Origin of the sequence: Halobacillus amylolyticus, from assembly GCF_022921115.1 — a bacterium.
Lineage (GTDB): Bacteria > Bacillota > Bacilli > Bacillales > Halobacillaceae > Halobacillus_A > Halobacillus_A amylolyticus.
Genome location: NZ_CP095075.1, coordinates 960,506 through 982,217, shown reverse-complemented (window position 1 = coordinate 982,217; position 21,712 = coordinate 960,506). Strand labels below are relative to the sequence as shown.

General features: G+C 42.4%; 21 protein-coding genes and 2 pseudogenes. 20 read left to right on the top strand and 3 right to left on the bottom strand.

What is annotated here, in order from left to right:
- Positions 1 to 538: 538 nt before the first annotated feature.
- The 18 genes and pseudogenes from MUO15_RS05205 (at position 539) to MUO15_RS05125 (ending at position 18,131) form a co-directional block, all read left to right on the top strand.
- Entirely contained in the window at positions 539 to 1,747 is a 1,209-nt protein-coding gene (locus MUO15_RS05205; protein ID WP_245034066.1) for a Bcr/CflA family efflux MFS transporter, read from the top strand.
- A 387-nt stretch (positions 1,748 to 2,134) separates the two neighbouring features.
- On the top strand, positions 2,135 to 2,368 hold the full coding sequence (locus MUO15_RS05200; RefSeq protein WP_245034064.1) for a hypothetical protein: 234 nt from the start codon (positions 2,135 to 2,137) through the stop codon (positions 2,366 to 2,368).
- Positions 2,369 to 2,564: 196 nt separating this feature from the next.
- Positions 2,565 to 2,771, top strand: coding sequence for a hypothetical protein (locus MUO15_RS05195; protein ID WP_245034062.1), 207 nt, complete (start codon positions 2,565 to 2,567; stop codon positions 2,769 to 2,771).
- A 104-nt stretch (positions 2,772 to 2,875) separates the two neighbouring features.
- Complete coding sequence (locus tag MUO15_RS05190) at positions 2,876 to 3,064, top strand: hypothetical protein (RefSeq protein ID WP_245034060.1); 189 nt, start codon at positions 2,876 to 2,878, stop codon at positions 3,062 to 3,064.
- Positions 3,065 to 3,296: 232 nt separating this feature from the next.
- Positions 3,297 to 3,422: a hypothetical protein gene (locus tag MUO15_RS21600; RefSeq protein ID WP_256464166.1), complete on the top strand. Its 126-nt coding sequence runs from the start codon at positions 3,297 to 3,299 to the stop codon at positions 3,420 to 3,422.
- A gap of 191 nt (positions 3,423 to 3,613) precedes the next feature.
- A complete protein-coding gene (gene lspA, locus MUO15_RS05185; RefSeq protein ID WP_245034058.1) occupies positions 3,614 to 4,087 on the top strand; it encodes a signal peptidase II in 474 nt (157 codons plus the stop codon).
- On the top strand, positions 4,084 to 4,992 hold the full coding sequence (locus MUO15_RS05180; RefSeq protein WP_245034056.1) for an RluA family pseudouridine synthase: 909 nt from the start codon (positions 4,084 to 4,086) through the stop codon (positions 4,990 to 4,992). Before lspA ends, MUO15_RS05180 begins: the two co-directional genes overlap by 4 nt.
- A 164-nt stretch (positions 4,993 to 5,156) precedes the next feature.
- A pseudogene (pyrR, locus tag MUO15_RS05175) lies at positions 5,157 to 5,698 on the top strand (bifunctional pyr operon transcriptional regulator/uracil phosphoribosyltransferase PyrR).
- 240 nt (positions 5,699 to 5,938) lie between these two features.
- Complete coding sequence (locus MUO15_RS05170) at positions 5,939 to 7,321, top strand: solute carrier family 23 protein (RefSeq protein ID WP_245034054.1); 1,383 nt, start codon at positions 5,939 to 5,941, stop codon at positions 7,319 to 7,321.
- A 138-nt stretch (positions 7,322 to 7,459) separates the two neighbouring features.
- Entirely contained in the window at positions 7,460 to 8,377 is a 918-nt protein-coding gene (locus tag MUO15_RS05165; protein WP_245034052.1) for an aspartate carbamoyltransferase catalytic subunit, read from the top strand.
- Positions 8,340 to 9,632 carry a dihydroorotase gene (locus tag MUO15_RS05160; RefSeq protein WP_245034050.1) on the top strand — a complete coding sequence of 431 codons (1,293 nt, stop codon included), beginning with the start codon at positions 8,340 to 8,342 and terminating at the stop codon, positions 9,630 to 9,632. The genes MUO15_RS05165 and MUO15_RS05160 overlap by 38 nt, the downstream gene beginning before the upstream one ends.
- Positions 9,607 to 10,707, top strand: coding sequence for a carbamoyl phosphate synthase small subunit (locus MUO15_RS05155; RefSeq protein WP_245034047.1), 1,101 nt, complete (start codon positions 9,607 to 9,609; stop codon positions 10,705 to 10,707). Before MUO15_RS05160 ends, MUO15_RS05155 begins: the two co-directional genes overlap by 26 nt.
- The gene (gene carB / locus MUO15_RS05150; protein WP_245034045.1) at positions 10,700 to 13,900 is read left to right on the top strand and encodes a carbamoyl-phosphate synthase large subunit; all 3,201 of its coding nucleotides are present in this window, start codon (positions 10,700 to 10,702) and stop codon (positions 13,898 to 13,900) included. The genes MUO15_RS05155 and carB overlap by 8 nt, the downstream gene beginning before the upstream one ends.
- Positions 13,900 to 14,664, top strand: a complete 765-nt coding sequence (locus MUO15_RS05145) for a dihydroorotate dehydrogenase electron transfer subunit (protein ID WP_245034043.1) — start codon at positions 13,900 to 13,902, stop codon at positions 14,662 to 14,664. The genes carB and MUO15_RS05145 overlap by 1 nt, the downstream gene beginning before the upstream one ends.
- Positions 14,661 to 15,584 (top strand): dihydroorotate dehydrogenase, encoded by a 924-nt coding sequence (locus MUO15_RS05140; RefSeq protein WP_245034041.1) that lies wholly within the window; start codon positions 14,661 to 14,663, stop codon positions 15,582 to 15,584. Before MUO15_RS05145 ends, MUO15_RS05140 begins: the two co-directional genes overlap by 4 nt.
- A complete protein-coding gene (pyrF, locus tag MUO15_RS05135) occupies positions 15,556 to 16,308 on the top strand; it encodes an orotidine-5'-phosphate decarboxylase (RefSeq protein ID WP_245034039.1) in 753 nt (250 codons plus the stop codon). The genes MUO15_RS05140 and pyrF overlap by 29 nt, the downstream gene beginning before the upstream one ends.
- A complete protein-coding gene (pyrE, locus tag MUO15_RS05130; RefSeq protein ID WP_245034036.1) occupies positions 16,274 to 16,903 on the top strand; it encodes an orotate phosphoribosyltransferase in 630 nt (209 codons plus the stop codon). Before pyrF ends, pyrE begins: the two co-directional genes overlap by 35 nt.
- Before the next feature lie 859 nt (positions 16,904 to 17,762).
- The gene (locus tag MUO15_RS05125) at positions 17,763 to 18,131 is read left to right on the top strand and encodes a hypothetical protein (RefSeq protein WP_245034034.1); all 369 of its coding nucleotides are present in this window, start codon (positions 17,763 to 17,765) and stop codon (positions 18,129 to 18,131) included.
- Positions 18,132 to 19,071: 940 nt separating this feature from the next.
- Here MUO15_RS05125 and MUO15_RS05120 read toward each other — a convergent pair.
- From MUO15_RS05120 to MUO15_RS05110, 3 genes and pseudogenes are all read right to left on the bottom strand, one after another.
- On the bottom strand, positions 19,072 to 19,329 hold the full coding sequence (locus MUO15_RS05120) for a DMT family transporter (protein WP_245035856.1): 258 nt from the start codon (positions 19,327 to 19,329) through the stop codon (positions 19,072 to 19,074).
- A complete protein-coding gene (locus MUO15_RS05115; RefSeq protein WP_245034032.1) occupies positions 19,323 to 19,586 on the bottom strand; it encodes an EamA family transporter in 264 nt (87 codons plus the stop codon). The genes MUO15_RS05120 and MUO15_RS05115 overlap by 7 nt, the downstream gene beginning before the upstream one ends.
- Before the next feature lie 40 nt (positions 19,587 to 19,626).
- Positions 19,627 to 19,875 (bottom strand): annotated as a pseudogene (locus tag MUO15_RS05110) (EamA family transporter); the annotation flags it as partial.
- Between the two features lie 291 nt (positions 19,876 to 20,166).
- Between MUO15_RS05110 and MUO15_RS05105 the strand changes: the two are divergent.
- Positions 20,167 to 20,562 (top strand): hypothetical protein, encoded by a 396-nt coding sequence (locus tag MUO15_RS05105; protein ID WP_245034030.1) that lies wholly within the window; start codon positions 20,167 to 20,169, stop codon positions 20,560 to 20,562.
- A complete protein-coding gene (locus MUO15_RS05100; RefSeq protein WP_245035855.1) occupies positions 20,517 to 21,374 on the top strand; it encodes an aminotransferase-like domain-containing protein in 858 nt (285 codons plus the stop codon). Before MUO15_RS05105 ends, MUO15_RS05100 begins: the two co-directional genes overlap by 46 nt.
- Positions 21,375 to 21,712 lie beyond the last annotated feature (338 nt).

The following is a 21,712-nucleotide window of genomic DNA, read 5'->3' as shown; positions in this document are numbered from 1 at the left end:
GTGGAGAGTGGTCATATCATATGATAAAAAAGCGAAACTCTTTTATTTGAGTTTGGCTTTTTTATTCACTTTACGTAACTTTTTATGAATCGATTATGATAAGATATCAATATTAAAGGGAGTGTTAATTACTCCTGCGTTATCAAATAGCGATTGGAATTGTACTTTTTATTTTCGCTGTTTTTACAATTAGAAGTTTGCAAAAGAATCAGTGATTGTCATGATCTTAGTCTAATAATCCATAAACATAGGCTAAGCGATGATATATACACCTAATATAACGAAAGGACGAATGGAATCGGTTGTTTCCTATTATCCCTTTTGTTTTAATTAGAATGAGGCGAACGCAGGTGTTTAGCTAGCTAATCTCGATCCTTAAAAAGGTGAATCAATAAGTGTGTGGCTTGCGGGGTACTGGTATGTTTCCTAAACAACTTGCTTCCCTATTGCAACCGAATGAATTAAAACTTCGGAGGAGGGAGGTTGTATCAAAAACGAATGTAAAAGAAGAGTTAGTTAGGAAAGGTGTTTGAGATTCATGTTACATAATCCAACAGGAAAAGAACGTTTAGGATTGGCCTTTCTACTCGGCATGCTTGGTGTATTAGGCCCGCTTAATATTGATATGTACTTACCAAGTTTCCCTGGGATTGCCGAAGACTTAGGAGCTAGCGCTTCACTTGTACAGCTCAGTTTAACGGCCTGTTTGATTGGCCTTGCGATCGGTCAAATCGTTGTTGGACCAATCAGTGATGCCCAGGGCAGAAAGAAACCTTTATTGATATTCATTTCCTTATTTGCGTTATCATCCCTTTTCTGTGCACTGGCACCGAATATTATTACATTAGTGGCAGCCCGCTTTCTACAAGGCTTCACGGCCTCAGCAGGAGTAGTTCTTTCTCGTGCAGTAGTACGTGATGTGTTTAGCGGTAGAGAGCTTACAAAGTTCTTCGCGCTTTTAATGGTCATCAATGCGACTGCACCAATGATTGCACCAATGGCTGGTGGAGCCATTTTACTCTTGCCATTTGCAACCTGGAATACAATTTTTTTCTTTTTAGGTTTCTTGGGACTTATCATTGTTTTAGTTATTGCGTTCAAATTAACGGAAACATTGCCGGCGGAGAGGCGGATTCCGAGTTCGATTGGGAATTCGGTTCGTACAATTGGCAGCTTGTTAAAGGATCGTTCTTTTATTGGTTATGCTCTGACGATCGGGTTCATTCACGGAGGAAGCTTTGCTTATGTATCAGGAACTCCTTTTGTGTATCAGGGGATCTATGATGTGTCGCCACAGGTATTTAGTATTCTATTTGGCATTAATGGCTTAGCTATAATTACCGGGAGTTTTATCATCGGGCGCCTTGGAGGAATCATACATGAAAGAAGCTTGCTTCGAACTGCTGTAATTATTGCTGTAAGTGCAACTTCAATACTTCTAATCATGACGATTATTGAAGGGCCATTAGCCACTCTTGTGATCCCTATATTTATTTACATGACCTCTATGGGAATGATTCTGACAAGTACCTTCACACTGGCGATGGAAAAACAAGGCCATCGAGCTGGAAGTGCAAGTGCTGTGTTAGGTATGCTTCCGTTACTATTCGGCTCCATGGTCTCTCCTCTTGTTGGGATTGACGAGACGACAGCTGTACCGATGGGGGCAACATTATTCATTACCTCTTTCATTGGTTCGATAACCTTTTTTAAATTAACAACGAAAAATCAAGTGGAAGAAGCTTAGGCCCCCTACTGCAGGATTTTTATCGGGCTTTTAAGATGTGTTTCCGAAAAAGGAAGCTTATCAAGTAGTGTACTGCACCCTGACTTGTTAGAAACAACTAACAAGTCAGGGTGCATTTTTTATGGAAAAAGGGATGCGATTCTTTTAAAAAATCATTTACTGGGGAACTTTAGGGCTCTTAGTTTACTAAAAAGATAAAATTGGGTTATGTTGTCAAATAATACTCTTTAAAATGAAACTTTACACAAATTGTAATCGTATATTTAGTAATTACTTACGAGAGAGTAACAAAATGATTGCATTGCCGACTTTGGCGTTATTTATTTTCTGAATAACATTCATTTTTGGACTATATGGGAGTTAGGTCGGTACGAGGGGGAGCACGATATGAAAAACTTCAGGAGATTCCTGTACGGTTGGTTTTTTATAATTATCCCCTTTGTTAATGTAACTGGATTCATAGCATGGGAGTATTTTATTTCAAATGACCCTATTGGACAAAGTATTACGGACATTCTTTCTATCCTAGCTATCTGTTATTTTTTTGGGAGCATCTTTTGGTATTTTAATATGGGTCGTGTCGAAAATGTGGCTAATCAATTCCGGGAAGAAGAAAGATAAACGGCCCTGGAGGAATTTTGTGAACTATATAGTCATAGGTAAGGAATAAGTTCTGATAACAAATTATCTACACAAGAAGGGCATTAAGGGTGTGAAATATATATCTTTTGAGTAGCGAAATGGTTAGAGAATGAATGCAGAACAATTTCAATATTAGTCTAGCCTGCTTTTAATACGAGAGGAAGGTCGATTGAGAATGGATTTCCTAAATTGGTATGATTGGATTCAACCGACTAATCCCTATGCTTCAGTATTTTTTGGAGTTATTTTCACTATTCTAATGGGATTCATTGTGTGGTTTGATACGAGGAAAATTAGAACACTTATTTGTATAATAGCAGGGGGATTAAGCTTTACCGTCGTTGGCGTTATAATCTTAAATGCTGTCGGCTATTATGGATAATTAGTTCTAAAAAGAGTTAAGCAAAATGCAGTCAAATGATAGTAAGAAACTCTAAGGAGTTTTTTGAGTGACGTTAAAAAGAGTTCGAATGGGGGAACAACCTTATGGGTTCTTTTGCAGCTTTATTAATTATTTTGCTAGCAGCTGTTGTTGATTTCTTCTGGATTGATGTAGATCGAAAACGCTGGGGATGGATGAAGAATTGGTCTAAGTTTCATAAGGTATTATTTTTCTCAGGATTCATCGCTGTCTCTATTATCATTTATGTTGGATTAAGTCTAGAATATATTTAGACTCGAGGCATTATCAATGATAATGCCTTTTTCAGTATCTTACCTAAAGGTTACTTAGCGAAAGCAACATTTCCTTGGTCACAAAGGATTTAGGGAGATTTTATACTGCAGAGGTTACATGGTTTGATTTATAATGTTGATAAAGGTGTGTAGGAGGTACGATAGGAGCACAAAAGAAGGCGTTATAAAAATTACCGAAGAATTACCTGAGAATGTGACCACTGAGGATATCATGCGTAAACTTTATGAGCGGATAAGAATAGAAAAAGGGATTAGTGAGTTAAACGAAGGTAAATCACTCTCCCATATTGAGGTAAAGGAAACTATGAATAAATGGCTGAAATATCCAGATGAATAAAAATTATATTCACGATCCGAGTATAACGGGTATAATCATGATAACAAAACCTGCCACGCCTCTTAACAGTGCGGACCAAGGTAGGTCTTTTGATTTAGGGGACACTTATGCGCGTCAGGTCTAAGCCCTCTCTCCGCTCTTCTTAAATTTGTGGTACAATAGCATAGGAAATTGATACTTGGGGGAAGTTTATGTACATATATTATTTGATTGCTGCTGCGATCGTCATAGTAGATCAAATTACTAAATGGATTGTTGTCCAAACAATGGAGATACGCGAATCGATCCCCGTGATTGAGAATGTATTCTACATCACCTCACATCGGAATCGCGGAGCGGCTTGGGGTATTCTTGAGGGACAAATGTGGTTCTTCTATATTGTGACTGTCATTGTTGTTGGTATCCTTATTTATTATATGGGGCAGTATGCCAGACAGAGCCGGTTCGTTGGTGTAGCCCTTGCATTAATACTTGCCGGTGCGATCGGGAACTTTATTGACCGCTTATTTCGTAAAGAGGTCGTTGATTTTCTTGATGTTTACATTGGAAGTTACAACTACCCGATCTTTAATGTGGCGGATTCATCCCTTGTCATAGGGGTTATTTTTGTTTTGATTGCTACATTTGTTGATGAACGCCGCAGGAAAAAGGAGAGTAAAGCATGAATGAACAATATCAGGCAAAAGATACCGATCAATCAAAACGTGTTGATAAATTGCTAGCTGACATCATTGAGGATGCTTCCCGTTCCCAAGTACAAGGCTGGTTAAAAGAAAACCTCGTTCTTGTAAATGATGAAGTTGTAAAAAGCAACTATAAAATTCAAGAGGGAGATACTGTCACATGGACGATCCCTGAGCCTAAACCGCTCGAACTGAAGGCGGAGAATATCGAACTTGATGTCGTTTACGAGGATCGTGACGTTATTGTTGTAAATAAGCCTTCTGGCATGGTTGTTCACCCAGCTGCAGGGCATGAGAATGGGACGCTCGTTAATGCTCTTTTGTATCATTGTAACGATTTATCGGGTATAAATGGGGTGGAGCGGCCAGGAATTGTTCATCGTATTGATAAGGATACAAGCGGCCTGCTGATGGTGGCGAAGAATGATCGAGCCCATGAATCGCTTGTCGCACAACTTATGGAAAAATCAGTGGAACGCAAATATATCGCGGTTGTCCATGGCTCTATTGCCCACGAATACGGAACGATTGATGCGCCAATTGGACGTGACACGAAAGACCGTCAACGTATGGCTGTAGTTGATGAAGGGCGTGATGCAGTTACGCATTTCAGGGTTCTTGAGCATTTTCCTGAGTTTACCCTTGTGGAATGCACGCTTGAGACAGGAAGAACGCATCAAATCCGTGTTCATATGCGTTACATTAACCATCCTTTGGCTGGGGATCCTAAGTACGGCCCACGGAAAACTCTTGATTTAAATGGACAGGCGCTCCATGCTAAATCATTAGGTTTTGAACATCCTGCCACAGGAAAGTGGCTAAAATTCGAAGTTGAGCCGCCTGAAGATTTTACAGAAATGATTCAATATCTTAAGAACAGAAGTTGACAAAACTCATCATCTTTGCAATAATCATTAGTAGAATAAAATAGTCCTTTAAAGATAGTCCCGTGAGGCTAGAAAGGTATTCGGAAACACACAACATTTGTGTGCCTAAGCCTTTTTCTGCCTTCATGTGGAAAAGGGCTTTTGCTATGTATAGGGGTGAAAGCATGGAAAGAAAAGCAACCGTACTGGATGATGCAGCGATTCGTCGTGCGCTTACTAGAATCTCACATGAAATTATTGAGAAAAATAAAGGCGTTGAAGATGTAGTGCTTGTCGGCATTAAAACACGTGGAGCTCCTATAGCTGATCGCTTAAAATCAAAGATCGAGGGCATTGAGGGGAGAAGATCCCTGGTGGTGAACTTGATATTACCCTCTATCGTGATGATTTATCAAAAATGGGCAGTCAAGTTGACCCAGACGTTAGAGCGACAAAGATCGAAGCAGATATATCGAATAAGAAAGTCATCTTAGTTGATGACGTGCTTTATACAGGTCGCACGGTGCGGGCCGCAATGGACGCGCTCATGGATCATGGAAGACCGTCACAAATACAGTTAGCTGTTCTCGTTGATCGCGGCCATCGCGAGCTGCCAATACGTGCTGATTACGTAGGGAAAAACGTTCCAACCTCGTTAAATGAGGTTGTGACAGTGGCTTTGTCAGAGACAGATGAGGCTGATGAAGTGTTTATTTCTGAAAAGTAAATATATTACACCTTTAAATAAAGTCCCGTGAGGCTTAAAAGGTCGTAAGTGCAGCACGCGTCCACCAAGATGCGTCTACCTCTTTGCGTACCTTTAAGCAAAGAGGTTTTTTTATGAGAAAAGCGGAAGCGCCCTTTTAGAGGGTGCTCGACTAAAAAACAAAACATCCTGTTTCAAATCTTGAACGAACCCACTACACGCGAGGAACAGACATCGAGAGCAAATAGAGGAGGAGATTGCATGAAATCAACAGAAGCAACAGTCGGAATAAGAGAAATACCTAAAGCACACAAATGGATTACCTTGAGCATACAGCATTTATTCGCCATGTTTGGCGCGACCATTCTTGTGCCATTTTTAACTGGGTTATCACCAGCCGTTGCCTTAGTTTCAAGCGGCTTTGGGACATTGGCCTATCTTCTCATTACACGTGGACGCATTCCGGCTTATTTAGGGTCAAGCTTTGCCTTTATCTACCCCATTGTTGAAGTATCGAAAACGAGTGGGGTAGCTGGAGCGATGATCGGAAGCTTCTTAGCAGGACTTGTTTATGGGGTGATTGCCTTATTAATCACAATGTTTGGTCTGAACTGGCTGCTGAAGCTGTTACCCCCGGTTGTGGTAGGACCGGTGATCATCGTTATTGGTTTAGGACTGGCTTCAACGGCTATCGATATGGCAATGTACCTGCCTGGTGAAGAACAAGTATATAGTGCGACACATTTCACAGTAGCACTCGTAACGTTAGGAATTACCATCCTTGCAACGGTTTTCCTAAGAGGATTTTTAAGCTTACTTCCTATCCTTTTCGGAATCATTGGCGGCTATGTATTTGCCCTTACTCAAGGCATTGTCGATACAACTGAAATTCAAGCAGAATGGCAAAACATAACTTCTGCCGGATCAATCGGCGGTTTCATGCAAGCCCTGTTCCACATACCGGAATTTCTTATCCCATTTAAAGATTTTTCACCAACAGAAGTATTTAGTTGGCATATCGTCTTTATCATGGTACCTTTTGCCCTCGTGACGATAACCGAGCATATTGGTGATCAAATGGTATTATCCAAGGTGGTTGGCAACAACTTCTTAAAAAATCCGGGCCTTAATCGGTCGATTATGGGGGATGGAGTAGCGACAATGATTGCCTCTTTCTTAGGAGGTCCTCCAAATACGACGTATGGTGAAAATATCGGTGTGCTAGCCATTACGAAAGTGTACAGTGTGTTTGTGATCGGCGGTGCAGCCGTGGTAGCGATCTTCTTTGGATTTATGGGGATGAGCACTGCGATCATTGGCTCGATTCCTGCTGCAGTCATGGGCGGGGTTTCCATTCTACTATTCGGAACAATTGCTTCAAGCGGCTTGCGCATGTTAATTGATAATCAAGTAGATTTTGGGGAAAAACGAAATTTAATTATAGCCTCTGTCATCCTTGTCCTTGGTGTAGGCGGCGCGTTTATCCAAGTAACTGATGATGTGCAAATTGCAGGCATGGCTCTGGCAGCAATCGTAGGGGTGCTTTTAAATCTCATCCTTCCTGGAAAAGAAAAGAGTCAAGGCAATGGTCGTATGTTTGAAGCAACGGAGCTGGATGAACAGCAAAATGATGGAGCAGCATAATCTAAACCTATACACGTTTTAACAAGGTCCTGTGAGACTTTGAAGGGTGTACCTAGGGCTTAGCTTGTTCGTCCATGGCGGCGAAAAAAGCACCCCCGGTGTACCCGGAGGTGCTTTTTTTAATAAAGGAGGGGTCAAATGCAGCATTTATTATCTATGAATGAGCTTACGAAGCAAGAGATTGAACACCTTATGGAAACAGCACGAAGGATCGAATCTGGTAAACGCATGTTGGAAGTTCCCTGCACTTTCGCCAGCAATATTTTTCTAGAGCCTAGTACGAGAACGAAAAATAGCTTCTACATTGCAGAGAAGCGGTTAGGAATGGATGTATTAGATTTGAATGGAGCAGATTCAAGCGTAACAAAAGGAGAAACGCTTGAGGATACGTTGAAGACGTTACAAGCGATTGGTGTGCAGCTGGCCGTTGTGCGTCAGCCGGAGGTTGGAGTGTTACAACAAGCGGCCAAAGGGCTCTCCTTATCCATCATCAATGCAGGTGATGGGACAGGTGAACACCCCACCCAATCTCTACTAGATCTCTATACGATTTCAAAAGAGCATCCTAGCTTTGAAGGTCTTCGCGTAACGATAGCTGGTGATATTAAGCATAGCCGGGTGGCCCGCTCCAATGCGTGTGCCTTGAAAAAACTGGGGGCGAAGGTGTCCTTCGTTGCACCAGTACCATGGCAGGATGAGTCGATCTCAACAGATTACATAACGATGGATGAGGCTTGCGCGCAATCCGATGTCGTTATGTTGCTGCGTATTCAACATGAACGACATGTCATAAGTGGTCAGCAAGGAGACTACTTACAAGAATTTGGCTTAACAAAAGAACGCGAGCAACGCATGAAAGACGATGCGATCATTCTCCACCCCGCACCTGTAAATCGCGGAATAGAAATTGAATCTTCACTTGTAGAGTGCAGAAAGTCGAGAATTTTTGATCAGATGGCCAATGGGGTAGTGATGCGAATGGCGATCATCCAAACACTGTTAAAGGGGGAAATTGCGAATGAGTATAAAAATTATCAACAGCAAACGATTGGTTAATGGACAACTTGAAGATTGTGAAGTTTTGGTAGAGAAGGGACAAGTAAGTGAATTAGCTGTCAAAGTTGACGGGGAAGCAGACAAAGTAATCGATGCCAAAGGTCGTTTATTATCAGCTGGGTTCGTTGATGTCCACGTTCATTTAAGAGAGCCAGGCGGGGAAGCGAAGGAGACGATCGCAACAGGTACGGAAGCCGCGGCTAGAGGCGGATTTACAACGATTTGTGCGATGCCGAATACAAGGCCTGTCCCGGATTCAAAGGAAACCATGACTAATCTGTTTGAGAAAATCGCTCAGGACGCTCGTGTCCGTGTTCTACCGTACGCATCGATTACAACACGACAGCTTGGCGGTGAGTTAGTGGATATGGAGGCGCTAAGTGAAAATGGGGCATTTGCTTTTACAGATGACGGTGTCGGCGTGCAGCAGGCAGGAAAAATGTATGAGGCCATGAAGGAAGCTGCTCGGGTAAATAAAGCCGTCGTTGCACACTGTGAGGACAATTCCCTTGTCTATAACGGTGTTGCCCATGATGGGGAGGTCAGCAAGCGGCTAGATCTCCCTGGAATTCCAAACATCGCGGAGTCTGTCCACATCGCGAGGGATGTTCTGTTAGCGGAAGCCGCTGATTGTCACTATCATGTCTGCCATGTGTCAACGAAAGAATCTGTACGAGTGATCCGCGATGCGAAGAAAGCGGGTATTCGGGTAACAGCTGAAGTGACTCCTCACCATTTACTGCTAAACGAAGAGGATATCACAGAGGATGATGCACTGTTTAAGATGAATCCACCGCTCCGCTCAAAAGAAGACCAGCAAGCATTACTAGAGGGGCTGCTTGAAGGCACGATCGATTGCATTGCGACGGACCATGCCCCACATACAGAGGAAGAGAAGCAGGCAGGATTTGTGCACTCGCCTTTTGGGATTACAGGACTTGAGACAGCTTTCCCGCTCTTGAACACCCATTTAGTAGAAAAAGAAGTATTCAGCTTAGAGCAGCTCATTAATTGGCTGACGATTCGCCCGAGCGAAATTTTCCAGCTGCCTTATGGGAAACTTGAAGTTGGTGCAGTTGCAGACCTGACACTCATTGATCTTGAACATTCGAAAGAAATCGACCGCCACAATCTTGCATCAAAAGGGAAAAACAGTCCTTTTCATGGAGAAAACTTAACAGGGTGGCCAGTGGTTACAATCGCAAATGGAAAACTAGTTTTTGAGGAGGATGTATATGAAGCAGCTCGTTCTTGAGGATGGCACAGTATTTGTAGGAAAAGGATTTGGCAGTGATCGCGAAAGCTTTGGTGAAATTGTCTTCAATACAGGGATGACGGGCTACCAGGAGGTCATCTCGGATCCATCTTATTGCGGACAAATTGTTACGTTTACTTATCCTTTGGTCGGCAATTATGGCATCAACAGAGATGATTTTGAAACCGTCAACCCTGCGATCTTAGGTGTCGTCGTTAAAGAGCATTGTGAACACCCTTCTAATTTTAGAAGTGAAGAGACGTTGGATGAATTTTTGCAAGCCAAAAGAATTCCAGGAATCAGCGGAGTAGATACGAGAAAACTTACGAAGATTATTCGCAAGCATGGCACGATGAAAGCGATGATTACATCTGTTGATCGTCCAGTAGAACAACTCGTCAGCATTATGAAAGAAACTCCGCTTGCAACGGATCAAGTTAAACAAGTATCGACTGTGAAACCATATGTTGTGCCAGGACGCGGCTATCGTATCGTGCTGATCGACTTCGGGATGAAGCATGGGATTTTACGAGAATTTACGAAGAGAAGCTGTCACGTGACGGTCGTTCCCTACCATACATCTGCAGAAGAAATTGAACGGCTTCGTCCTGACGGCATCATGCTGTCAAACGGTCCGGGAGATCCAAAAGACGTACCTGAGGCGATTCAAACCGTACGTAAGTTAATGGGGCGCGTTCCGGTCTTCGGGATTTGTTTAGGGCACCAGTTGATTGCTTTGGCATCTGGGGCAGACACAGTGAAAATGAAGTTCGGCCATAGGGGTGGAAATCAACCAGTTAAGGATATCCGAACGAACAAGACCGCGATTACTTCACAAAACCATGGCTATGCCGTTGACGAAGAATCACTGCAATCTACAAGTCTATCACTTACACAAATCTCTTTAAATGATGGAACCGTAGAAGGGCTTGAGCACAAGACACAGAATGCTTTCTCTGTACAGTACCATCCAGAGAGTTCACCAGGCCCAGACGATACCGCAGCATTGTTTGACGAATTTTTAACACGAATTACTCAATCACAAAAAGAAACAAAGGAGGCTCTTCATGTCTAAACGAACAGATATTACACGTATTCTAGTGATCGGTTCTGGTCCAATCATCATCGGCCAGGCTGCAGAGTTCGACTATTCTGGGACACAGGCATGTCAGGCCTTAAAAGAAGAAGGCTATGAAGTCATTTTAGCGAACTCCAACCCGGCAACGATTATGACTGACCACACGTTTGCGGATAAGGTGTACATGGAACCTCTCACCCTTGAGTTTTTAACAAAAATCGTACGTAAAGAATCTCCAGATGCGATTTTGCCAACACTCGGCGGCCAAACAGGCTTGAATTTAGCGGTCGAACTAAGCGAATCCGGTATTTTAGAACAAAATCAGGTAGAACTGCTCGGGACACCGCTAGACGCGATTCAACGTGCCGAAGATCGGGAGAAGTTCCGTGATCTCATGCACAAATTAGAACAGCCTGTACCTGAAAGTGACATCGTTAGTTCTGTAGATGGAGCGGTAAACTTTGCCAATCAAATCGGCTACCCTGTCATCGTTCGTCCGGCTTATACAATGGGCGGAGCCGGCGGCGGGATGTGTGATGACGAAGAACAGCTTCGGGATATCGCACGGAATGGTCTGGCGCAATCCCCTGTTCATCAATGCTTAATTGAACGAAATATTGCTGGTTTTAAAGAAGTCGAATATGAAGTGATGCGTGATGCGAATGACCAGGCTATTGTGGTCTGTAACATGGAAAACTTTGACCCTGTTGGGATTCATACAGGTGATTCGATCGTCGTTGCCCCTTCACAAACGTTAAGTGATCGTGAGTATCAAATGCTGCGAAATGCATCATTAGAAATCATCAGGGCGCTTGAGATTGAGGGTGGCTGTAATGTGCAGCTTGCTTTGGATCCCGATAGCTTTCAATACTATGTGATTGAAGTCAACCCTCGTGTCAGCCGTTCGTCGGCACTTGCATCAAAAGCGACGGGCTACCCGATTGCCAAACTTGCTGCCAAGATCGCGATCGGCATGACGCTTGATGAAATCGAAAACCCGATTACGAAAACGACGTATGCTTGCTTTGAGCCAGCCCTTGATTATGTCGTAACGAAAATTCCGCGCTGGCCCTTTGATAAGTTTGCCAAAGGGAATCGTAAGCTCGGCACACAAATGAAGGCAACTGGTGAAGTGATGGCGATCGGACGCACCATTGAGGAGTCGTTGTTAAAAGGGATACGCTCCTTGGAAGGCGAAACTGACGACTTATTTGTGGCGTCGGTGACTGAGCTCTCCGATGAAGAGATGTTCCAGCGGCTGCGCCGTGCTGATGATGAACGAATTTTTATCTTGGCAGAAGCCTTAAGAAGAAAGGTGACGCTAGAAGAACTTCATGAGGCTACAGGGATTGATTACTTTTTCTTACACAAATTGCTGCATATCATTCAACTTGAGCATGTCGTCAAAGAACGACCATGGGAAACTGAGGTCATCCGTGAGGTAAAAGAAACCGGCTTTTCTGACCGGCAAATTGCAAGGCTGCTCGATACGTCGATTGATGAAGTGATGAGCTTTAGAAGACAGCATCAGATTTCTCCCGTGTACAAGATGGTCGATACGTGCGCAGGTGAGTTTGTTTCTGAAACACCTTATTTCTACAGCAGCTATGAAGATGAGAACGAATCGGTTGTCAGTGATGCTAAAAAAGTACTCGTGATCGGTTCAGGTCCGATTCGTATCGGCCAAGGGGTCGAATTTGATTATGCGACCGTCCATTCTGTTTTAGCACTTAAAGAGATGGGCTATGAGGCCATTATTATGAATAACAACCCTGAGACCGTATCTACAGACTTCAGCGTTTCTGACAAGCTTTACTTTGAGCCGTTGACGCTAGAAGATGTGATGCATGTCATTGATCTTGAAAAACCTGAAGGGGTCATCGTTCAATTCGGCGGACAAACAGCGATTAATTTAGTGGAAGGACTCAGCCGCCAAGGTGTTGAGATTCTTGGCACAACGATGGACGCCATCAACCAAACAGAGGATCGTGACTTGTTTGAACAATTGTTAACGAATCTTGACATTGCTAAACCTGGCGGAGAAAGTGTGACAAGTATGGAAGAAGCCATACAAGCAGCTAGTCACATCGGCTATCCCGTTGTTGTACGTCCATCTTATGTTCTTGGCGGCCGGGCGATGGAGATCGTCTACTCCGAAGAAGAGCTGCTGATGTACATGGAGGAAAATGTCCGCGTCCACAACGGCCACCCGATTCTTATCGATAAATATTTAACAGGCATGGAAATTGAAGTTGATGCGATTACAGACGGACAGGATGTAGTCATTCCCGGCATCATGGAACATATCGAGCGGGCCGGCGTCCACTCAGGCGACTCGATGGCAGTGTACCCGCCTCAGCGTCTATCCCATCGACTCGAACAACAGTGCATTGATGCCACAGTTAAAATTGCTCGTGAACTGAACATGAAGGGATTAATCAACATCCAGTTCGTTATTTTTGATGAAATAGCTTATGTACTGGAAGTGAACCCACGTGCCAGCCGAACCGTTCCATTCTTAAGTAAAATAACTGGAATTACCATGGCCCAGCTTGCTACGAAAGCGATTATGGGGCAGACACTTGCTTCCCTAGGTTATACGTCTGGAATCGCTGAGAAGCCTGATGGTGTTTATGTGAAAGTTCCTGTCTTTTCTTTTGAAAAGCTACGCAGTGTAGATACGACGCTTGGACCTGAAATGAAGTCGACAGGAGAAGTGATCGGTTATGATCAAAGCCTTGAAAAAGCCTTGTACAAAGGCATGACGGCAGCAGGATTAAAAATACCGACAGAAGGATCTGTGTTATTAACAGTAGCGGATAAAGATAAACAGGAAATGATTGAGATTGCAAGAACGTTCCATCAGCTCGGTTTCCATTTATACGCTACGGAAGGGACAGCGCGAGCAATTGAGGAGGCAAGCTTACCAGTTGAAGCAGTTGGCAAGCTCGGTTCAAGCCAGCGTGATGTGGTCGATTTGATTCGCAGTGGTGATGTTCAATTCGTTGTCAATACGTTGAACAAAGGACGGCGGGCCCGTTCGGACGGCTTCCAAATCCGACGTGAAGCGGTTGAACATGGGATTGCCTCGTTAACTAGTCTTGATACGGCTAAAACGATTGTAGAAGTCATTGATGCAATGACATTTACAGCTCGGACAATTGCGAAAAAAGAGGCGGTGTTTCTCTAATGCAACGAGAATGGATGACGATCGTTGCCCATCAGTCGATTGCCAACCAAACGTATCTGTTGGAATTACAAGGGAGTCTTCCTCAATTCGTTGAGACTCCCGGGCAATTTGTCCACATTCAAGTGAGTGATGATTTTTTTCTTAGACGTCCAGTGTCGATTGCTGATGTCGACAGCGATAAAGGAAGCGTGACCCTGCTCTATAAGGTTATGGGCAAAGGGACCGATGCCCTGACCAAGAAACAGATTGGCGACAAGTTAGATGTGCTTGGTCCAAGCGGGACAGGCTTTCCCATAGATGAGCTCATGACGAACAAGGCCCTGCTCATCGGTGGCGGCATTGGTGTACCGCCACTGTATTGTTTGGCAAAAAACTTAAAAGCACGAGGAATTGAAGTGATGAGTATTTTAGGCTTCCGTTCAAGGGAAGACGTATTTTTTACGGAAAAATTTCAATCCCTAGGCGATGTTCATGTCGCGACAAACGATGGGAGCATGGGGACGCGTGGATTTGTAACCGACGTGATCCCGCAAGTCGATGGGTATGATACGTATTTTTCCTGCGGTCCGACCGTGATGCTAAAAGGTGTCAAGGAACAGCTAAAAGGTGTCCCTGGTTATATATCGATTGAAGAACGGATGGGCTGTGGGGTTGGAGCCTGCTTTGCTTGTGTCGTTGAATGTGCAGACGAAGAGGATACGAAGGGCTATCGCAAGATCTGCTCTGACGGTCCTGTATTCCGCCCAGAGGAGGTCATTTTATGATAGACACGAAAGTTGACTTACCCGGTTTACAGCTGAAAAACCCGGTCATGCCTGCCTCAGGCTGCTTCGGGTTCGGCCGTGAATTTGCCCAGTTTTATGATCTCTCTCAGTTAGGGGCGATCATGATCAAAGCCGCAACGGCAACGAAACGCTTTGGAAATGCTACACCAAGAGTCGCTGAAACAGCAAGCGGTATGCTGAACGCCATTGGTCTGCAAAATCCTGGCGTGGATGCGATCATCGATGAGGAACTTCCTTTTCTTGAGCCGTACAATACACCGATTGTGGCCAATGTAGCAGGAAGCACGATGGAAGACTATGAAGAAGTAGCAGCAAAGCTTGGAAAAAGCACGGTGTCAGCACTCGAATTAAACATCTCCTGTCCGAATGTAAAAGAAGGCGGCGTACAGTTCGGCGTCGACCCCGAACTTGCTTATACCGTGACAAAATTAGTCAAAGAAGCAAGTGCTAAACCCGTTTATGTGAAGCTTTCTCCTAACGTGACCGATATCGTGACGATGGCAAAAGCAGCAGAGGAGGCAGGTGCTGACGGATTATCGATGATCAACACGTTGACTGGGATGAGAATAGACCCCTTTACTAGGAAGCCGATCATTGCCAATCAAACCGGTGGACTGTCTGGCCCAGCAATTAAACCTGTTGCGATCCGCATGATTCATCAAGTCTATCAAGCTGTTAATCTGCCAATCATTGGCATGGGCGGCATTGAAACCACAGATGATATCATCGAATATTTGCTGGCAGGAGCAAGTGCTGTTGCAGTGGGAAGTGCTAATTTCAAAAACCCTTATATATGCAAGGAATTAATCGACCAATTGCCTGATGCGTTGTCAGCTCACCAGTTTAGCTCGGTTAAGGAAATCATTGGAGGTGTCCACCATCAAACAACGTCAACTTGATCCACTTTATCTGGCATTAGATTTAGAAAATAAAAGCCATGTCACTGATTTCATCGAACAACATCAATTGAAGGGCGTCCCAGTTAAGGTAGGAATGGAACTATTTTACCGAGAGGGCCCGGAGATTATTTACGAATTGAGAGAACGAGGTCATCACATTTTCCTAGATTTGAAGCTTCATGACATCCCAGCAACAGTCAAGCGGGCAATGAGCAATTTGGCAAAACTTGATGTCGATGTCGTCAATGTCCATGCCCAAGGCGGAAGAAAAATGATCGAAGCGGCTCGCGAAGGATTAGAAAGAGCAAGCAGTGAAACGAGACCACTTTTACTCGCCGTCACACAGCTTACGTCAACAGACCAAACGATGCTTGAGGATGAGTTGCTTGTACATAAAGCTATGCCTCAGGTTGTCGGGCATTACGCAAAAACGGCTCAACAGTCAGGGGCAGACGGCGTCGTATGTTCCGTCCAAGAAGTAGAAACGATCAAACAAAGCTGTGGTCATTCTTTTCTTACACTAACACCAGGTATTCGTCTCACGTCAGGTGAAGTGCAAGATCAAAAAAGGGTGGCTACTCCGAACATAGCAGGGAAAACAGGCAGTGATGCCATTGTTGTCGGAAGAAGCATCACAGCAGCAGAACAACCTTCAGCCGCCTATCAAAAAATAAAGGAGGAATTTGAGCATGGCAGACAAATCACTCGTTCAACATCTACTTGATATCGGAGCCGTCCAACTAAGCACGGAAGACTTATTCACATGGACATCTGGACTCCGTTCCCCTATTTATTGTGACAATCGTTTAACAATGTCCTATCCAGCCATTCGTAATGAAATTTCCGCTCAGTTTGCCACATATATTACTAATATGGAAGCAGAAATTGACATGATCGCAGGATGTGCAACGGCAGGCATCCCCCACGCAGCCTGGGTAGCCGATCGTTTACATTTACCGATGGTGTATGTCCGTTCTTCCGCTAAAAAGCATGGCAAAGGCAACCAGATTGAGGGAGCCTACGAAAAAGGGAAGAAAGCCGTTGTGATTGAGGATCTAATCTCTACAGGGAAATCGTCAATTGAAGCGGCAGAAGCCCTAGAAAAGGAGGGGATTGAAGTAGTTGCTGTCCTATCCATCTTTCATTATAATCTAACGGCGGCTGATGAAGCTTTTCAAAGCCGCAAACTCCCCGCCCACTCACTAACAGGATACAATCAGCTGATTGACACGATGGAAAGTGAAGGATTATTAAGTAAAGAACATCACGATAAACTAATGCAGTGGCGAGAGAACCCTTCCATCTTTACACAATCTTAATAATGTTGTTCAAAAGTCATCAAATGATAAGAGGCGAATCTCTTCGTTGGCTTGTTTTTCCGCTACTCACGTATCATGAAGCATACGTTCCGTTCCTTGGAAAAGAAGGACACTTTTCCTTCGTGCGATGCCAATTCGGAGAAGATTTCCTTGGTGCTCAAAACTACGCCGCCTCGACCTTCTTTCTTCTCATTTGGCAACTTTTTGAACACACACTAATAGGGTATAGTTGCGAATCCTCCGCGGGGCTAGTACGATAGGTACATCGGAAAGCTTTGGTGATAACGATGAATTCAACTAAACATACTATTTTTCTTTTGGTGAATGCTTCACACGGTCTTATAACTTGTATGGTTTACCTTTATACTTGGCTTGCCTTTTCTTTTATGGGTTCAATGTGGTCTTTTGAACCACTGTTAAGCCTGTTCACTTGTCTAGCGATTTTCTTTCTTTGGAATAAGTGGATGTTAAGAAAAGAAAGCAATCGTTACTGGGCCCAGGCTGTTTTTTCATATGTTGGAACGATATTGATCTTTGTGTATTTCCTTAGCGGGTAAGATCAAGAGGTTTGGAGCCCAGTTGTAAATAATGAGAATGTCAGGTTGTTTACTGAGTGGTGAAGATCTGAACTATAAAGCACTGCAGAAAAAGGAGAGCACATAGTAGTCGTATATACTACTATGTGCTCTCCTTTTATCTTTTGACTAATTGCTGGTTTCTGTCTCCAGACTAACAAGCGTTTTCTTTAATAATACGAACTGGCCAGATAATTGAATAAGAATTTAAAAGAAAGAGGGATTTTAATTTCCATTTTGTGTTAAAATGAAGGTGCATTCATATTCATCAATCCAAAGGAGTGTTGGCAATCACATTTTCATCAATATTTGGATTAGTTGTAGGAGCGATTGGAATTTTAATGTTTGTTGTCCCAGCATTTATGGCTGTTAAAAGAAATGAGAAGGGGCCAGCCCCTCGAAAATTTTCATATGGAATTTTGGGGCTCTTGGTTATTAATTGGTTGCTTTTCTTAACTAGTTCCTACGATTTATTACCGATGAACATAGCAGAGCTAATATTTATTCCTGTATGGTTGGTGTTATGTGTGGCGGGAGTATTTGTTGCTGCTTATGAATTTAAAAATAACAAAGGTTTTGCCATACCTGTTGCTGGTTTAACAACCATAAGCTTCTTATTTAGCGTTCTCGCTAGTGGAATTTCTATAATGTAATTGCTGTTAACGATCCTGTAGAAACAGTTTTTGAACAACTTTAGATAAAAAACGGGTGTAATTCTAAAGCAAGAATTGTGCTCTTTTACATATACGGACTATTTTAACTTAATAATTTATTCGAGTTAAATCTGAACTGTTGAGGTGATAATTGAATGGGTTACATATTATTAACCGGAATTTTGTTAATTACCGTATGCTTATTGACAATTAAGGGATTCAAAAAAGAAAGTATGATATTGAAATTATTTCACTTAGGAACCCTAGCGTTGGGGATTTTATTGGTATTATTGGCAGTTATTGGAGTAGTAGCTGTTGGTGAGAACATAACTTAAACCAAAAAATTCAAAACATAGTTTCTTTTTAGTTTAGCTTGCTAAACTAACGGGGCGCAAGAGTTGAATAACGGACTGCTTAGATACAGTTATAAAAGGCTCTGTTAAATTTTAATGTTGATATTATGTGAAAAAATTAGAACCTCCAATTATCTGGAAGTTCTAATTCGTAGTATAGTCTTATTCAACTAAAGCCACCATTACTTTAAGTACAACTATTCACAAATTCTCCCTTAAATTATTTTGCAATTTCGCTTCTAATGCTTGAGTTTTGAGCCTGTTTTCCATAATGTTAATGCGATTGCAATAGTTGACAAGCTCCACAAGAAGAACCTCCATTGTCCAGTAATAATGGAAATAATCAAGAACAACAGTGGACTACCTATTAAAATAATTAACGATATTTTTTGATAACGATTCATACAAAAACCCCCAATGTAATAAAACCATAAATTATAGAAAATATTTTTTCATTTTATTTGGGTTATATATGATTTCTTGTTCCACTAACCTGCCTCGTTAGTTGAATAAGAAACGATGTTTATATCTTAAATTTAGTTAACCTAAGTGTATCATAAGTTTCTAAATTTTGTATTATATTCCCTCTAAGTGATAGTATTTGTTGGTGCTTCTCCAAGCCATAGCCAAGAAATTAAAATTGCTACCGCTGGGGTTAAATAAAGGGAGCTTGTTGCTTCTGAAGACCCTTGTTTAGCGATGGCATAAGCAATAGCAAAGTAAGGGATGACTGTTGGAAGTAGTCCTAAGTAAACCACAGTAAGTGTACTCTCCACAGAAGCGTGTTGGATCGATGTCCATAACCCTCCGGAAAAAGGCACCATACATAGAGTTCCGGCTATAATTGTGTACGTAGAAAAGGTAAAAAACCGTATTTCTTTAAATATGATGATTGAAAAACAAAATAGAAACTTTCTCCTAAAGCACCAAGTAAAATCATCAGCGCACCCAACTCAATGCTAAACTCTCCTCCTGATTCAATGGATATAAAGGCTACACCCATAAACGATGTGAAAGAACCGATCCAACCGAAACGATTGAATTTTTCTTTCAAAAAGAGTGCTGCAAGTAGAGCGGATAATAAAGGAGTCGTTGATATCAATAAACTTGCTGTTCCTGCGCCGACTGTCTTTTCCCCCTATATTTAGAAGTGTATGATAAATTGAAAAACAAAGAAAACCCAACAATAAGATAATTGAAATATCCTTCTTCTCAGGAATTCTCATTTTTACTATAAAAGCAAAAGCGAGTAGGACCCTTGTAGCTATCATCATTCGTAGAAGAGCAAGATGAAAAGGGTTAAAAGATTGTAGTGCAACACGTATTCCTGGAAATGCTGATCCCCAGAGTATTACTGTTAGGCTATAAGCAATAAGGACCCTAACATTCATGTTATTTCCCCCTCGTATTGTGTCTAGAAAACAATACGTTTATGGTAAAATATCAAGAATAAATTAGCTTCAACCAATTCCTTTATTTTCGTATCAACCAAAACATATTATGGCAAAGATTATATAAAAGGGAAAATTAGAGATGGTGAATGGCCGGTTGGCAGCAAGTTGCCTTCTCAGCGTGAATTAGCTTCTACTTTGTGAGTAAATCGCAGTACTATCATCGGTGTATTAGATGAATTAAAAGCACAGGGATTAATAAAGGGACGGATGGGGAGTTCGATTAAGGTCGTGCAGAGTATATGGCAAGCATTGACAAATAGCACTCCACATTGGAATGATTATGTACAATGGTCCCTGCATCCATCAAACGATTCTACCGTACAAAAGATTAACCAAGCAGAGACAGATCATACTTTCCTACACCTAAGCAAAGGAAAGATGGGTTCTGAGTTACATCCTGCGAAAGAACTCTCTGATGCTTTTATGACAGTGGGGAGAAATATTTCTTATGCTGGATACGGAGATGGCAGGGGAAAGCTTTCTCTACGAAAAGCCTTGAGTCATCACTTAGCTTCTCGGTGTGTGTCAACAAGTCCTGATTCTGTTTTAATTGTGTCAGGTTCGCATCAAGCCTTACAATTGATTTCTTTAGGGGGCTTCAGCCAGAATCAACAGTATTTTTAGACCAGCCTTCTTACTTATACTCACTACATGTAATTCGTTCTGCTGGAATGAAACTAAAAGGCATCCCAGTTGACGATAAAGGAATGAATATTGATGATCTTCGTCAGCAGAGTTTAATGACAAACAAGTCCATTTTATACACCAATGCCACTTTTCATAATCCGACTGGTACAGTGATGCCATTAGAAAGAAGGAAAGATCTTCTTAACGTATGTGAAGTTCATCAACTGCCTGTGATAGAGGATGATATTTATCAAGATCTTTGGTTTGAAGAACCTCCTCCAACTCTTAAATCATTAGATAAACAAGGCCGTGCACTGTATGTAGGCAGTTTCTCTAAAACAATCGATCCTGGCCTGCGGATTGGTTGGATGGTAGGTCCAGAAGATGTTGTTCAGCGGCTTGCTGACATTCGGATGCAAATGGACTATGGCACGAGTATGGTATCTCAAGCGGTTGCTGAACAGATGCTAACATCAGGATTATACGACTTACATATGCATCGTACGCGAGAGAAGCTTCTAGAAAAGAGAGATTACTTACCTCAACTGTTACATACGCATTTTGAAGGAGAAGCTCATTGGGACGTTCCAAAAGGTGGACTCTTTATATGGGTAAACTTCCACCAACCGGTTAACGCAAAGTATTTATTTGCAGAGGCCTACAAACGTAATGTCTTAATTAATCCGGGGACGATCTATCAAGACACTGATGGAAGTGTGCGTCTTTCCTATGCATACCCTACATATGAGCAAATGGAGAAAGGAATTTTAGTTCTGAAAAAAATTATAAAATCGATGAAGCTTTCTTGAAGGGGAAGGATCCTCATGGATAGAGCCAGATAATTGGATAACTTTCAAGTGATTAAATGGATATTTATGTTAATATAGAATAGGGATTGTGTAAAGATATTAGGAGGCAGTTTTTTTGAGAAGGGATGGGGGCTTTGAATAAAAAGATGCTTATTTCAAGTCTTGTGGTCTTTATATCAGGAATTTATATTTCCCTGTGGTCGCTTTTCGGAGCAGTATTTAGTATTGGTGGAGGTATCCTAATGGGGTTAAGCAGTTTGAAAAACATATCAAAATAATTGAAGCTTAAGGTTTTCTGTTTAACCTAAAGGAACGTTCAATTGGGCTTAGGAAGGGTG

Bases quoted from the DNA above. Each gene is read 5' to 3' on its own strand.
- pyrE (WP_245034036.1), top strand. From the start codon at position 16,274: ATGGCAGACAAATCACTCGTTCAACATCTACTTGATATCGGAGCCGTC.
- lspA (WP_245034058.1), top strand. From the start codon at position 3,614: ATGTACATATATTATTTGATTGCTGCTGCGATCGTCATAGTAGATCAA.
- MUO15_RS05200 (WP_245034064.1), top strand. From the start codon at position 2,135: ATGAAAAACTTCAGGAGATTCCTGTACGGTTGGTTTTTTATAATTATC.
- MUO15_RS05140 (WP_245034041.1), top strand. From the start codon at position 14,661: ATGATAGACACGAAAGTTGACTTACCCGGTTTACAGCTGAAAAACCCG.
- MUO15_RS05155 (WP_245034047.1), top strand. From the start codon at position 9,607: ATGTATATGAAGCAGCTCGTTCTTGAGGATGGCACAGTATTTGTAGGA.
- MUO15_RS05195 (WP_245034062.1), top strand. From the start codon at position 2,565: ATGGATTTCCTAAATTGGTATGATTGGATTCAACCGACTAATCCCTAT.
- MUO15_RS21600 (WP_256464166.1), top strand. From the start codon at position 3,297: ATGCGTAAACTTTATGAGCGGATAAGAATAGAAAAAGGGATTAGTGAG.
- MUO15_RS05190 (WP_245034060.1), top strand. From the start codon at position 2,876: ATGGGTTCTTTTGCAGCTTTATTAATTATTTTGCTAGCAGCTGTTGTT.
- MUO15_RS05165 (WP_245034052.1), top strand. From the start codon at position 7,460: ATGCAGCATTTATTATCTATGAATGAGCTTACGAAGCAAGAGATTGAA.
- carB (WP_245034045.1), top strand. From the start codon at position 10,700: ATGTCTAAACGAACAGATATTACACGTATTCTAGTGATCGGTTCTGGT.
- MUO15_RS05205 (WP_245034066.1), top strand. From the start codon at position 539: ATGTTACATAATCCAACAGGAAAAGAACGTTTAGGATTGGCCTTTCTA.
- MUO15_RS05180 (WP_245034056.1), top strand. From the start codon at position 4,084: ATGAATGAACAATATCAGGCAAAAGATACCGATCAATCAAAACGTGTT.
- MUO15_RS05160 (WP_245034050.1), top strand. From the start codon at position 8,340: ATGAGTATAAAAATTATCAACAGCAAACGATTGGTTAATGGACAACTT.
- MUO15_RS05170 (WP_245034054.1), top strand. From the start codon at position 5,939: ATGAAATCAACAGAAGCAACAGTCGGAATAAGAGAAATACCTAAAGCA.
- MUO15_RS05145 (WP_245034043.1), top strand. From the start codon at position 13,900: ATGCAACGAGAATGGATGACGATCGTTGCCCATCAGTCGATTGCCAAC.